Below are 13,841 nucleotides of genomic sequence, written 5' to 3'. Positions count from 1 at the left end.
TAGCACGCGTACAAGGGGCGGCGGCCTACCCTGGAGGCGGGCTGCAGGGCCACACCGAATTTACCCGTGAAACGCACACCGGCGTATCATGGGTTATGAAAGCAAACGGGCCGGGCAGTAAACGCCCGGCCCGTTTTATGCATTTACAGCCTGATCAGCAGATACTGTCTTGCATGAAGTCGTCAAACGACACGGTGACAATGAACGCTTGGTCATAGTCGTCAGCTTCTGCAACGCCGACCTGCACCTCGGTTGGATCTAGGATCAGTGTCAGCAAGTCGCCTTCGCCTGCTTCAAAACCCTCACCGTTTGCCAAGGCAAGCTCCAGCAGCTCATCCACATTTTCCTGCGTACCGTTGTACTGACCGCCGATAAACGTATCGAGGTTCATCTGAGAATTCCCATCGGTCAGCCCCCAGATCGCATGCTGGATTTCCGCTTCGGTATAGTTGCGGCCCGCAGTCGCCCCACTGGTGTCACCATTGCTTTGCTCGGTAAAGTTCTGGTTCAGAAGCCAGTTGATCGCATCAAGGTTCTCGACAAGGTTGTTGCTGAACGCATCCGCGTCAATTGCACTTTCCGTACCAGCGGCCAGGTTCATGGTCACATCGATATCCGCGACAAAGTCTTCTTGTCGCTCAATGCAATAGGCGCTCTCGATAAAGAGCCCATCAAGGCGGCTGTCACCAGTCCCATCAATGGTTGAGGAATAGCCAGCCCCGACAGCAAAGCCACCTTGCACCACCACAGCCTCGGTCGGCAATGTATCGGCGATCGTGTCAACGGTGTTCAGCTCCCCGTTGACCGTAACCGTAGCCTGGCCATCATCTGTGCCACCCTGACCATCGCTGATGGTATAGGTAAAGCTATCTTCATAGGTCGTGCCAACCAGCATATCAGCTGCCGCCACGCCATCGATCACAGCATTGGTGCTGTCATAATCAAGCGTGCCACTTTCGTTCAAGGTAACAACCGCACCGCTGTCAAGCGTGGTGCTTTCACCAGTGGCCAGCGTCACACCGTTTACCGTCGCCACTGTCAGGACATCACCATCAGCATCCGTGTCATTCGCAAGGACATCGATGGTGGTTGTCTTCAGCGCACAGGTCGTGCCCGCGTCATCAACGGCTACAGGTGCCACGTTTTCAGCGACAAAGCCTGCATCAACGCTCAGGTCAGCCTCGCCGATGTCCAACACGATGTCGCCGGTCTGGCCGGTCGTCTGGTCCGCATCGCTGTCCACCGTATCATCGCCGCCAGCGTCGGTCGTGGTGAAGTCGAACCCATCAACCTCATCAAAGAGAACGCTGTAGGTCCCGGCATCCAGATCATCAAAGAGGTACTGACCGTCCGCATCAGTGGTTGTCGCAGCGATCTCATTACCCGCATCATCCAGCAGGCTGACAGCAACACCCGCAAGGGTCTCTTCGCCATCATCGAACGCGCCGTTCCCATTGGCGTCAATAAAGACCGTGTCACCGATCGATGCCGTGCCAGGATCCGTGATGCCGGCGTCGACGTTTGGTGTCGTCTCGCCTGCGGTGACGGTGATCGCGCCGGTCGTGCCCGTCGCATCCACGTCGCTGTCCACCGTGTCGTCGCCACCGGCGTCTTGCGTCACAAAGACCTCGTCGCCCGGATTATCAAAGACCACGCTGTAGTCATCCCCCGGTGCCAGCTCATCAAACAGATAGCTGCCGTCAGGACCCGTTGTCGTCGTGGCCACTGGCACCCCATCTTGCAACAGCGTGACCGTCACCCCCGCAACCGGCGTGTCGCCAGCGCTTTGCGTGTCCGAGCCGTCTTCATCCACAAACAGCACACCACTGATCGCGCCGGTGTCAGGATCAGTGATCCCCGCATCCACATCGCGGATATCATCGCCGATCGCCACAGTGATCGGGCCGGTTGTCGCCGTCCCGTCGCCATTGTCCACCGCATCGCTGTCAATCGTATCGTCAGCCCCCGCATTGGGCGCCACAAAAACCTGATCGCCGGGATTGGTGAAGATCACGCTATACTCACCCGCATCAAGGTCTTCGAACAGGTAGGACCCATCCGCACCCGTCGTCGTGGTCGCAACCACAACACCTGCCAGCACAAGCTGCACTGTCGCACCGGACACAGCCGTGTCATCCGCACTTTCCACATCGTCCTGATCAGCATCCACAAAGAAGACACCACCCAAAGTCGCCGTGCCAGGATCAGCAACACCCGCATCCACGTCGCGGATATCATCGCCAATGCCCACGCTCACTGGCGCCGTCGCACCCGTCGTCTGGTCCGCATCGCTGTCGACAGTGTCATCACCGCCCACATCCTGACCCACCAGCAGTTTGCCATCCACATCTGTCGGGAAGACCACCGTATAGTCGCCCGCCGCAAGATCCTCGAACAGGTAAGACCCATCCGCACCTGTCGTCGTCGTCGCAACCGTTTCGCCATCCGCATCCAGCAGCGTCACCGTCACATCGGCCACGCCCATCTCCGTGTCATCCACGTCATTGCCATCCGCATCCATGAACACACGACCACCCAAAGTCGCCGTGCCAGGATCCGTGATGCCGGCGTCGACGTTTGGTGTCGTCTCGCCTGCGGTGACGGTGATCGCGCCGGTCGTGCCCGTCGCATCCACGTCGCTGTCCACCGTGTCGTCGCCACCGGCGTCTTGCGTCACAAAGACCTCGTCGCCCGGATTATCAAAGACCACGCTGTAGTCATCCCCCGGTGCCAGCTCATCAAACAGATAGCTGCCGTCAGGACCCGTTGTCGTCGTGGCCACTGGCACCCCATCTTGCAACAGCGTGACCGTCACCCCCGCAACCGGCGTGTCGCCAGCGCTTTGCGTGTCCGAGCCGTCTTCATCCACAAACAGCACACCACTGATCGCGCCGGTGTCAGGATCAGTGATCCCCGCATCCACATCGCGGATATCATCGCCGATCGCCACAGTGATCGGGCCGGTTGTCGCCGTCCCGTCGCCATTGTCCACCGCATCGCTGTCAATCGTATCGTCAGCCCCCGCATTGGGCGCCACAAAAACCTGATCGCCGGGATTGGTGAAGATCACGCTATACTCACCCGCATCAAGGTCTTCGAACAGGTAGGACCCATCCGCACCCGTCGTCGTGGTCGCAACCACAACACCTGCCAGCACAAGCTGCACTGTCGCACCGGACACAGCCGTGTCATCCGCACTTTCCACATCGTCCTGATCAGCATCCACAAAGAAGACACCACCCAAAGTCGCCGTGCCAGGATCAGCAACACCCGCATCCACGTCGCGGATATCATCGCCAATGCCCACGCTCACTGGCGCCGTCGCACCCGTCGTCTGGTCCGCATCGCTGTCGACAGTGTCATCACCGCCCACATCCTGACCCACCAGCAGTTTGCCATCCACATCTGTCGGGAAGACCACCGTATAGTCGCCCGCCGCAAGATCCTCGAACAGGTAAGACCCATCCGCACCTGTCGTCGTCGTCGCAACCGTTTCGCCATCCGCATCCAGCAGCGTCACCGTCACATCGGCCACGCCCATCTCCGTGTCATCCACGTCATTGCCATCCGCATCCATGAACACACGACCACCCAAAGTCGCCGTGCCAGGATCCGTGATGCCGGGCGCCCAGCAGAGATCATCGATGGCGCCGGAGCCGACCAGTGCGATCTCCATTTGCGTGACGTCCGCAGCGTCCAGTGCGATTGTCTGTTCGCTGTTGTCGCCTGCGGCGGGAATATCAATGACCCGCACTTCGCCTGAGGCGAAGGTCAGGGTGATCGTGCCACCCGGTTCTTCAATATCAAAAATCTTGATGTCATGCAGATCGGACGGTGCATCAAAATCAAAAGTGATCACCCCGCCCACGGCATCGTCGGGATCAGAGCTGTCATTGTCTTCGGAAACGATCAGCAGATTGCCCTGATTGTCATAGGCCAGATCATTGTCACCGCCGGTCGGGTTGGCGCTGTCAAACAGCATCGCATCGTTTTCATCGGTATTGTTGCGGTCGCGCTGCGCTGTGATAGTCACACCGGCGAATTGATTATCCACCACTGTTCCTGCATCAAAACCTTCGAAATCCAGCAGGGTGAACCCGTCCGGGCAGACAGTGCCGTTCTGGCAGAGTTCGATCTTGTCGATGCGGACGAATTCGCCGCCATCACCGGTTGCTTGGATCGCAACAACATCACCCGGATTGAGCGTCACGTCGGACAAGGTGATCTCGGAGAACCTGCCATTATTGTTGCCGCCTCCATCAGTGTCGGCATCCAGCGTGACCTTAGCAACCTCTTCGCCGTTCACCTTGATCGTGATTTCTGACTGGCCGTCGCTTTCATCCTGAACGAAAAGCGACAGGTCATAGATCCCTGCTTCACCCCCGAATGTCGTGCTGATTTCACCCGTGCCGCCAGCATGTGCAAGCTTGACCAGCCCGCCATCAGACGCTTTGTCACCATGCACGGCCTTGAACCCTGACAGGTGCATATTTTCCGCTTCGATCACAATGCATTTGGGGGCGTCGCAATCTGCAACATCCCGGACTTTGACCCAGAGTGTTTTTTCGGTAACGCCACCTTGGCCATCATCGGCGCGGATTGTGACGTCATAGGTGTTGTCGCGGCCAATAACATCGCCGGGCTTTTCAAAATCCGGTGCGGCAACAAAGCTAAGTTCGCCTGTATCAGGGTCAATTTCAAATGACGCGCTGTCGTCACCTGGCACGATGCTGTAGGTCACCGTGTCGCCATCGGCATCGATGGTGTTGATGTCGATCACATCTGTAGTGTTTTCATCGACCCTGACCACGCCATTATCCGGCAGGTTGTCAAAGGTCGGAGCCGTATTTTCGGAGTCGGCTGTCGGGATGGACATGAAGTCCGCATAGGGGATGCCGTCTCCGCTGACATCATGCGCCTTTTTCACTTTGAGTGTGACACCAGCAGGCGGTACGTCACCCACAAAGCTAAAGAAGTCGTCACCGTTACCGGGTGCCTTATAATCTTCGATCTCAATCTCGGCGAGGTGATAATAATTCCCGTCTGATCCGCGGAGTACGTAAATCTTTTCGACGTACATATCCTTGCCGTCAATGGCATGGCCGTTGACGAAAGCTTTCTGACTGCTGTCGGTCGCTTCATCACGGCAATCACCGCTTAGCTTGTCATCGTTATCAGTGACCTGAAGGGTAAATTCCGCCTGCTCAGGCGCCACAAAGACATCACCAATACTTACGGAGCTGTTACAGCCGCTTTGTTCCAAGATCTGCTTTTCAGAGAATGCAGTCCATGTGTAATTCTGATAAGTCATTGTGCTATCCTTTACTGGGATCACAACCGCACATGTCGCTGCATGATGCGCGCACTGTGCAGTTGCGCATCACCTTCACGATGTGTGGCTTAGGAAAAATTTTGGGGTACGTCATGCAGTACGCAGCCTGACGGAAAACGCGAAGCTGCAAGCTTTTAAAAAGACCGACATAACAAGTACCAACGTATCACTCGACGCCCCCACGCCTTTTGACTGGATCGAATGAAGAACAGAAGATGTTGATTCTGCAACAACTTTTGGAAGCTTTTTGCCAAATTTGTTTAAAATGCGACAAATTTATGGTTAACAAGAGCGAGAGTTCGCTCATTGCGCTGCGTATAATCTTAAACATTGCGCATATATGTCGGCGTACGGTCGGGTGTGGTGGTTTTGCCACAATCCAATAGCTGCTTGAATGGCGCCTGCTTTGCCTTGTAGCCCAAAAAATGCAGACCGCCCGAATATCCAATTTTATAGTATTTATTGATCATACAGCATTGCCATCCCACTTTGTCAGTCTGTCAAAAATCACGGGTGCGGCGCGGCGAATACGGGCAAAAACGCTCGGCGGTCTGATGCTGAGCCGTGCAAATCCACCGTCCACTCTTGACTTGCGTAGCGGAGTGCCGCTTTTTCCACATCACGTGGGACAATAGTGAGTGAGAGAAATCATGCGCAATATCTGGGTCAAAACTGTGGCCGCAACAAGTATCTGTATCTTGGTCAACGCAGCACCGCTGACCGCTGGCGGACTTGCAAATCAAATTGTAGAGGCGCCCCAAGTCGTAGCACCGGCAGCACCGGTGACTGAAGCAGCAATGCCCGGTTGGGTTCTGCCTGCCGTTGGCCTTCTGCTACTGGGTGCCGTCGCTGCATCTGCTGGTGGTGGTGATGGTGATGGTGATGGTGATGACTCGTCCGATGATGGCGACGACGATTCAATCATCGTCGACCCGAAGTAGTAAGGCCAAAGTTAGCGTTATCCCTTAAGTGGTCGCGCATTGCTAGGCGGTAAGTCACACCGGTCAGTCATGAAATGAAAAAGGCCGCGCAGTATGCTGCGCGGCCTTTTCATATGCTCAGGTCTGCTTGGCGTTACGCGGCCAGCGCATCCTTGGCTTTACCAACAACGGCGGCAAATGCCTCAGGCTCGTTTACGGCAAGGTCGGCCAGAACCTTGCGGTCCACTTCGATGCCAGCCAGTGTCAGGCCATTGATAAACTTGGAATAGTTCAGTGTCTCATCAACCGAACGCACACCTGCGTTGATCCGCTGAATCCACAAAGCGCGGAAGTTGCGCTTGCGGTTGTGGCGGTCACGGGTTGCATATTGGTTGGCTTTGTCGACTGCCTGTGCTGCGACTTTGAACGTCTTGGAGCGACGATCATAGTAGCCTTTGGCTTGATCGAGAACTTTCTTGTGACGACGGTGCGTGACGGTTCCACCTTTAACGCGCATATCTCAAATCCCCTATATTAACGTGCGTAAGGCATCATCGGTTTGATGATACCTTCGTCAGCTTTGCAAAGCGTGGTTGTACCACGAGCATTGCGGAGGAATTTGTTGGTGCGCTTGATCATGCCGTGACGCTTGCCAGCCTGGCCTGCGATCACGCGGCCCGAGGCCGTCACTTTGAACCGCTTTTTGCAGCTCGATTTTGTCTTCATCTTCGGCATTTCCGTCTCCTCTTCAGATCGGTCGGAACGCGCGACTCGGCATGCCATATTGGCCGGACGCGCGGGTTGAAAGCGGCTGATACGACAGCGCATACCATATTGCAAGGGTATTTGGCGCAAATTCGGGTCTAGTTGTTGATCAGATCACCCACCACAGTGACGATCACATCGTCGACGGTATCAAGCGCGTAAACGCCGGGGTTTTCGCGCACTACAAAGATGATCGCCCCGGCGCCCAGAAGCGCCATGATCAGCGCGGTCTTGGGTCGCTGCCCGTCGGAATAAGCGCTCACCGCAGATGGGATAGCAAAGGCGATCAACACGATCCCAAGTACGAAGATGTGGTCGAAATCCATTGCTGTTGTCCCGCTTTAGCGCCCCTGCAAGAGCTTACTCTTGCTCAACAGCGTAAATCAAACGTTCTGCACAGGGCGCAACCCGCAAAATATTTGTAGAGCCGGGTGTGTTGAACGGGACACCCGCCGTGACGACCACCATATCATCCTCACCGGCCAGATTCTGCGCTTTTGCGGCCCGCACGGCGGCGACGACCGCATCTTTAAACCGGTGTACAGGACCCGTGACGACACAGTTCGTGCCCCACGACAGAGAAAGCCTGCGCGCGGTTTCAATATGGTTGGTCAGCGCGATGATCGGCACACGCGGGCGTTCGCGTGACACCAAAAGGGCCGTCGTGCCGGATTGCGAGAAGCAACAGATCGCTTTCACGTCGGTCGTTTCCGCGATTTCGCGTGCCGCGGATACGATGCCATCGGCCACGGTTTTACCTTCGGCCTTGCGTGACGCCTCCATAATATCGGTGTAGGTCGGATCGGCCTCGACCTCGCCTGCGACGTTGTTCATCGTGGTGACCGCCTCGATCGGATAGGACCCGGCGGCAGATTCAGCCGACAGCATGATCGCATCGGCACCTTCATAGATGGCAGTGGCCACGTCAGAGACTTCGGCCCGGGTCGGCATAGGCGAGTCGATCATCGATTCGAGCATCTGCGTCGCCACGATCACCGGCTTGGCTGCTGCACGGCATTTACGCACAAGTTGTTTTTGGATCGGCGGTACGTTTTGAACAGGCAGTTCAACGCCCAGATCACCACGCGCAACCATGATCCCGTCCGAGGCTTCAAGGATACTGTCGAATGACTTGACCGCATTGGGTTTTTCGATCTTCGACAGGATGGCCGCACGGCCCTTGGCCAGTTTACGCGCGTCTTCGACGTCAGCGGCACGCTGAACAAAGGACAACGCCAACCAGTCTACCCCTAATTCACAGACAAATTCCAAATCCTTGCGATCCTTGGGTGACAGCGCCGCCAAGGGCAGTGTTACGTCGGGAACATTCACACCCTTGCGGTTGGAAATAGTGCCACCGACTACGACTTCGCAATTGGCGAAATCCGCACCGCAGTCTTTCACCCGCAGTTTGATCTTACCGTCGTTCACCAAAAGATGAGCGCCCGGTTCCAGCGCGTCGAAAATCTCTTTATGGGGCAGTTTCACGCGGTTCACATCGCCTTCTGCATCATCCAGATCAAGGCGGAAGGCCGCACCCGGTACCAGTTCTTCCTCGCCATTTGCAAAGACACCCACGCGCAGTTTCGGGCCCTGCAAATCGGCCAGAATTGTGATCGGGCTGTTCAGGTCCTTTTCCACCTGACGGATGATTTCATGTCGCACTTTAATCTCGGAATGGTCCCCGTGGGACATATTGAGGCGGAACACATCCGCGCCAGCTTCGTGCAATGCCCGGATCATCTCGTAGTCGTTCGATGCAGGGCCCAGTGTGGCGACAATTTTCACGTTGCGGTGGCGTCTCATATCTATTCCTTCGTCCATCTAGGCCGTTAGCGGTAACAGCTTGGGTTGCGCCCTTATTGCGCAATTCCATTCCTACAGCAACTAGCCTAAAGCTCGTGTCAAAGGAATGACACGACAATGACGCACGAACCGTTTGAAATCATAGGGGCTAACAGGCCGGGCAGGTGGCTTATGACCTGTGACCACGCAACCAACATGATCCCCGATTGGGTACATGGTGGTGATCTGGGCCTGACCGCCGCCGATATGGGCCGCCACATCGCTTACGACATCGGGGCCGCAGCCGTGACACGCCAATTGGCCGAGGCATTGGACAGCCCTGCGATCCTGTCGCGCTTTTCCCGGCTGGTCTGTGACCCAAACCGGGGCGAGGATGATCCGACGATCATGATGCGCCTTTATGACGGCACCATCATTCCGGGCAATCGCAACGCAGATGAAGCCGAGAAGGAAGAGCGGCTGCAAAGGCTCTACCGTCCCTACCATGCCGCCTATGCCGATCTGGCAAATAAGATGAAAGACCCGGTGATCTGCGCAGTACACAGCTTTACCCCCCGCCTGAACGGACGACACCCACGCCCATGGGAAATCGGCATCCTCTATGCAGATGACACCCGATTTGCATTGCCGTTTATAGAGGCCTGCCGCGCGCAAGGCTGGTGCACCGGTGACAATGAACCCTACGCAGGCCATTTGCCGGGTGACGCGGTCGACCGTCATGCGCTGCAACACGGGCGGCCCAATGTATTAATCGAGCTCCGCCAGGACCTGATTGCCGATGAGGCCGGACAAACCCTCTGGGCAAACCGGCTTGCCCCCCTATTATCAGATGTATTGACCCAATCGGGCCTATGAGAGGACATGCTATGGACGACCAAACCCGCATCGAACTGGAAGCCGCCGCCTTTCGCCGCCTGCAAAAGCACCTGATGGAAGATCGGACCGATGCGCAGAACATCGACATGATGAACCTCGCCGGGTTCTGCCGGAATTGCCTGTCGCGCTGGTATCAAGAGGCCGCCAACGAACGCGGGATTGAGATGACCAAAGACGAAGGCCGCGAGGCGTTCTATGGGATGCCCTTTTCTGAGTGGAAAGAGAAGTATCAGACCGACGCTTCGGCAGAAGCCAAAGAAGCCTTCAAGGACAACCACGGATAGGACCCTGCCATGCTCGAACGCCTGACCGCCTTTTTCGGGAACCCCGCCGGATACCACACACCCCTGCCCGAGGCCGACGCACAACATGCGATGGGCGCCCTGCTGGTGCGGGCCGCAAAGGCAGATGACGCCTATCTGTTCGAGGAAATCGCGCTGATCGACCGGATTATGGCGCAACGCCACGACCTCAACCCTGTTGAGGCCGCCAAGATGCGGGCCGAATGCGAGCTGCTGGAAAAGGAAATCCCCCGCACCAAAGAGATCGCAACCATCCTCAGCTATGCCATCAGTACCGAGGAAAAAGAGGCGACGTTGATCGCACTTTGGCAGGTGGTCTTTGCTGATGGGATCAGACGGGAACAGGAAGACAAGCTCCTACACCGAATTGAGGATCTGTTAGGGATTACCCCTGAGCGGGCGAAAGAGTTGCAGGCGCAGGCAGAGGGTTAGCCCTCAGCCCTCTGCACTGTCTTGCAACCCGTAGGCAATCGCCTAATCTGCCATAATGCCCACCATTCACTACATCTACTCCGCCCATTCCGCCTTTGCCTATCTGGGCTCGGCCAAGCTCATGGCCCTTTGCGCGCAGCATGACGTCACACTGGTCCACAAACCCATCATGCTATCGCCGGTGGTCGAAGCCCAAGGTAGCCAGCCCTTTCATGCCCGCACGCAAGCCCACGTTGATTACTTCTTTGGCCGCGAGATTGAGCGTTGGGCCGCCTACCGCGATGTGCCGGTGATCAACTACCGGCCAACCTATCATGATGCGGATTACAGCCTCGCCTCTGGCATGATCATTGCCCTTGGCGAAAGCGGGGCCGCGGTGGACGCAATGACCCATCGCATTCTAGAGGCGCATTGGCGCGATGATGCAGACCTGTCCAACCCGGTGACATTGGGCGAAATCGCCACCGCATCGGGCCATGATGCGCAGGCGCTTATCGCGCGGGCTGGATCAAACGCCTGTCAAGACCAATTGCGTGCAAACTCTGATTGGGCGCTTGGTCAAGATGTGTTTGGTTCGCCCACCTACATTATCGAGGGCGACGCATTTTATGGGCAGGACCGGTTGGAACTGGTGGAACGGGCGTTGCAAAAGCCCTTTGCCCCGCCAAACTGGACCAACCCGCCCGTCGACTGACCACCATAGGAAGGACCGCGCCGTGACCCATGCTGAGGTTATCGCAACAATCACAGACGCAACGCGGGATGCACCCGGCGTCAGGGCCCTTTTCCTCAGCGGCAGCTATGGCAACGGGATGTCCGATGCCTATAGCGACATTGATTTCGTGATGGTAGCTGACGAGGGGGCCAGCGATGCGGTTGCTGCCATTTGGAAACGCGCCATCAGCAAAACCGGTGAGATCGTCCTATGGTGGGATCGCAATACTGTGCCAGTCCTGATCAACGCGATTACGGCAGACTGGACACGCACCGACGTGATCATCCTCAAACCCGACCAGATGAAAGCGCATGCGCAAAACACGTTAAAACCGCTCTTTGATCATGACGGCATTTACGGCACATTGCCCGACAGGGCCACGCCGCCCCGGCCCAGCCCCACCCGGTTCCTCCATGAGGTTGAGGAATTCATCCGGGTGTTAGGCTTGCTGCATCTGGCCGCCGGTCGTAAAGAATACATCAACGGCGTGCTGGGCGTATTTCACCTACGCAACAAGCTGGTGGAGCTGTTGATCGCAGAGACCAACGCACCCAATCGCGGCGGTGTGTTGCACCTCAACCGGTTGATCACCGATGATCAGAAAGCGCTGATAATGTCGCTGCCGCCGCCGGTGCCGGAACGTGAGGCGATGATCAAAACACATCTGGCCTATGCCGCCGCTTATCTGCCCCGCGCCCGCAAACGGGCGGCGGATTTGGATGTTGCATGGCCGGAAAGATTTGAAGCGGCGACGTGGGAGAAGCTGAAAGAAACGTTGGGGGTAGAGCGACCCTATGACAGTGTTGCATAGGTCGGGGTCTGCCCCGACTAAAAACCTTGCATCGGCGGGGCAGGCCCCGCCCTACATCGCTACCTTGCGGCTTTCGTCCAGATAAATCTCACGTAGCCGTTCCGCCACTGGCCCCGGCTTACCTGCGCCAACTGCCACGCCATCGACCTCAACGACGGGCATGACAAATGTGCTGGCCGAAGTGATGAACGCCTCGTCCGCCTCTTGTGCTTCTGCAATGGTAAAGCTGCGCTCTTCGACCTTCATCTGCGCCTCTTGCGCAAAGCGTAGGACGGCGGCACGCGTGATACCGTGTAGGATTTCATTGCCCAGATGCCGCGTGATGATCGTGTTGCCCTTGATGATGTAGGCGTTGTTCGAGGTCCCCTCGGTCACCGCCCCATCCTCGACCATCCATGCGTCATCAACGCCGGCGGCCTTGGCCATCATCTTGCCCATGGAGGGGAACAGCAGCTGCACGGTTTTGATATCGCGCCGCGCCCAGCGCTGATCTTGGATGGAGATCACTTTGATCCCCTTCTTGGCCGCGGGGCTATTGGCAAGGCCTGGCTTGTTTTGGGTAAAAAGAACAACCGTCGGCGTCGTCGTCTCAGGATCGGGAAAGACGAAATCACGATCATCGGGCGCACCACGTGTGATTTGCAGATAGATCATACCTTCCTCAATGCCGTTCAGCCGGACCAGCTCGCGGTGGACCTCCAGCAGATCTGGCAAAACCTCTGGATGCGGCATGTCGAGTTCGTTCAAGGACCGTTCCAAACGTTTGGCATGTCCGGCAAAGTCGATCAGCTTGCCATCCAGCACAGAAGTCACCTCATAGACCCCATCGGCCATCAGAAACCCGCGATCAAAGATGGATACTTTGGCTTCGTTTTCTGGCAGGTACTCGCCGTTGACATAGACTGTGCGCATGGTCATCCCCAAAGTGCTGCAGCGGGCGGGTGCACGCCGTGATCATCGAATTTCAAAGGTTCGTCCCGGTCTTCGGCCAATAACAAAGGCCCGTCAAGGTCTGTGAATGCCACACCCTGTGCGAGGATCGTGGCGGGGGCCATGGCAAGGGACGATCCAACCATGCAACCGACCATCACGCCATAGCCGGCAGCCAATGCCTGACGCTTGAGCGCAAGTGCCTCGGTCAGCCCGCCGGTCTTATCCAGCTTGATGTTCACCATATCGTATTTGCCGCGCAATCCCGGCAGGCTGGCGCGGTCGTGGCAGCTTTCATCGGCGCAGACAGGTAGGGGCCGCGCGATCTCGGCCAAGATATCGTCCTGACCGACAGGCAAAGGCTGCTCGACCATCTGCACACCAAGGCGGATAAGATGAGGGGCAAGATCGGCATAGACCTCAGCTGTCCAGCCTTCATTCGCATCCACGATGATCGGTACGTCGGGCGCGCCGCGACGGACGGCTTCAAGGCGGGCCATGTCATCAGGGGTGCCGAGTTTGATCTTCAAAAGCGGGCGCATGGCGTTTGCCGCAGCCTGTTTCTGCATCGCCTCTGGCGTATCAAGCGACAGGGTATAGGCCGTGATCTCTGGCTGTGGCTCAGGCAAGCCCAGCAAATCCCAAACCCGCTTGCCCGCGTGCTTGGCGGCATGATCCCAAAAAGCGCAATCCAGCGCATTCCGCGCGGCCCCGGCAGGCAAGGCATCGGGAAGCTCTGGCCAGCCCCCCTTGAACCCTTCGACTTGCGCAGTCACGCTCTCCAGTGTTTCGCCATACCGCGCATAAGGCACGCATTCGCCCATGCCACGCGCGCCGTCACCTTCAACAGCAACCGTCAGCACCTGCGCCTCGGTCCGGGACCCACGGCTGATGGTAAACACCTGCGCCAGCTGAAACACATCTTGCGTCACTGAAACCTGCATCAGTTCCT

The 13,841-nt window shown here is 57.2% G+C and carries 13 protein-coding genes; 6 read left to right on the top strand and 7 right to left on the bottom strand.

The annotated features are described in order from the left end of the window. Positions 1 to 154 precede the first annotated feature (154 nt). The gene (locus BC777_RS13390) at positions 155 to 5,311 is read right to left on the bottom strand and encodes an SdrD B-like domain-containing protein (protein ID WP_100368661.1); all 5,157 of its coding nucleotides are present in this window, start codon (positions 5,309 to 5,311) and stop codon (positions 155 to 157) included. Between the two features lie 671 nt (positions 5,312 to 5,982). Here BC777_RS13390 and BC777_RS13385 point away from each other — a divergent pair. Then, positions 5,983 to 6,273, top strand: a complete 291-nt coding sequence (locus BC777_RS13385; protein ID WP_100368660.1) for a hypothetical protein — start codon at positions 5,983 to 5,985, stop codon at positions 6,271 to 6,273. 133 nt (positions 6,274 to 6,406) lie between these two features. Here the strand turns inward: BC777_RS13385 and rplT are convergent, their stop codons facing one another. The 4 genes from rplT to pyk all read right to left on the bottom strand — a co-directional run bounded on the left by rplT (position 6,407) and on the right by pyk (position 8,823). Continuing rightward, positions 6,407 to 6,769: a 50S ribosomal protein L20 gene (gene rplT, locus BC777_RS13380; protein WP_008231517.1), complete on the bottom strand. Its 363-nt coding sequence runs from the start codon at positions 6,767 to 6,769 to the stop codon at positions 6,407 to 6,409. 17 nt (positions 6,770 to 6,786) lie between these two features. Continuing rightward, the gene (gene rpmI / locus BC777_RS13375) at positions 6,787 to 6,987 is read right to left on the bottom strand and encodes a 50S ribosomal protein L35 (protein WP_100368659.1); all 201 of its coding nucleotides are present in this window, start codon (positions 6,985 to 6,987) and stop codon (positions 6,787 to 6,789) included. Between the two features lie 128 nt (positions 6,988 to 7,115). Further along, positions 7,116 to 7,343, bottom strand: a complete 228-nt coding sequence (locus BC777_RS13370) for a hypothetical protein (protein ID WP_100368658.1) — start codon at positions 7,341 to 7,343, stop codon at positions 7,116 to 7,118. A gap of 34 nt (positions 7,344 to 7,377) precedes the next feature. Further along, positions 7,378 to 8,823, bottom strand: coding sequence for a pyruvate kinase (pyk, locus tag BC777_RS13365; protein WP_100368657.1), 1,446 nt, complete (start codon positions 8,821 to 8,823; stop codon positions 7,378 to 7,380). A gap of 117 nt (positions 8,824 to 8,940) precedes the next feature. On the opposite strand from pyk, the gene BC777_RS13360 reads away from it, so the two are divergent. The 5 genes from BC777_RS13360 to BC777_RS13340 are packed head-to-tail and all read left to right on the top strand — an operon-like array spanning position 8,941 to position 11,959. After that, complete coding sequence (locus tag BC777_RS13360) at positions 8,941 to 9,678, top strand: N-formylglutamate amidohydrolase (RefSeq protein ID WP_100368656.1); 738 nt, start codon at positions 8,941 to 8,943, stop codon at positions 9,676 to 9,678. Between the two features lie 11 nt (positions 9,679 to 9,689). Further along, a complete protein-coding gene (locus BC777_RS13355) occupies positions 9,690 to 9,983 on the top strand; it encodes a DUF1244 domain-containing protein (protein WP_100368655.1) in 294 nt (97 codons plus the stop codon). Positions 9,984 to 9,992: 9 nt separating this feature from the next. Next, on the top strand, positions 9,993 to 10,433 hold the full coding sequence (locus BC777_RS13350; protein WP_100368654.1) for a tellurite resistance TerB family protein: 441 nt from the start codon (positions 9,993 to 9,995) through the stop codon (positions 10,431 to 10,433). A 55-nt stretch (positions 10,434 to 10,488) separates the two neighbouring features. Further along, the gene (locus BC777_RS13345; protein ID WP_100368653.1) at positions 10,489 to 11,127 is read left to right on the top strand and encodes a 2-hydroxychromene-2-carboxylate isomerase; all 639 of its coding nucleotides are present in this window, start codon (positions 10,489 to 10,491) and stop codon (positions 11,125 to 11,127) included. Positions 11,128 to 11,149: 22 nt separating this feature from the next. After that, positions 11,150 to 11,959 (top strand): aminoglycoside 6-adenylyltransferase, encoded by an 810-nt coding sequence (locus BC777_RS13340; protein WP_100368652.1) that lies wholly within the window; start codon positions 11,150 to 11,152, stop codon positions 11,957 to 11,959. A 51-nt stretch (positions 11,960 to 12,010) separates the two neighbouring features. Here BC777_RS13340 and BC777_RS13335 read toward each other — a convergent pair whose 3' ends face one another. Together BC777_RS13335 and dgcA are read right to left on the bottom strand one after the other, a co-directional pair. After that, positions 12,011 to 12,877: a D-amino-acid transaminase gene (locus BC777_RS13335; protein ID WP_100368651.1), complete on the bottom strand. Its 867-nt coding sequence runs from the start codon at positions 12,875 to 12,877 to the stop codon at positions 12,011 to 12,013. Beyond that, complete coding sequence (gene dgcA / locus BC777_RS13330; protein WP_100368859.1) at positions 12,874 to 13,833, bottom strand: N-acetyl-D-Glu racemase DgcA; 960 nt, start codon at positions 13,831 to 13,833, stop codon at positions 12,874 to 12,876. Before dgcA ends, BC777_RS13335 begins: the two co-directional genes overlap by 4 nt. Positions 13,834 to 13,841: the final 8 nt, after the last annotated feature.

The sequence above is a fragment of the Yoonia maricola genome, from assembly GCF_002797915.1.
Lineage (GTDB): Bacteria > Pseudomonadota > Alphaproteobacteria > Rhodobacterales > Rhodobacteraceae > Yoonia > Yoonia maricola.
This window is presented reverse-complemented; position numbering and strand designations above follow the sequence as displayed.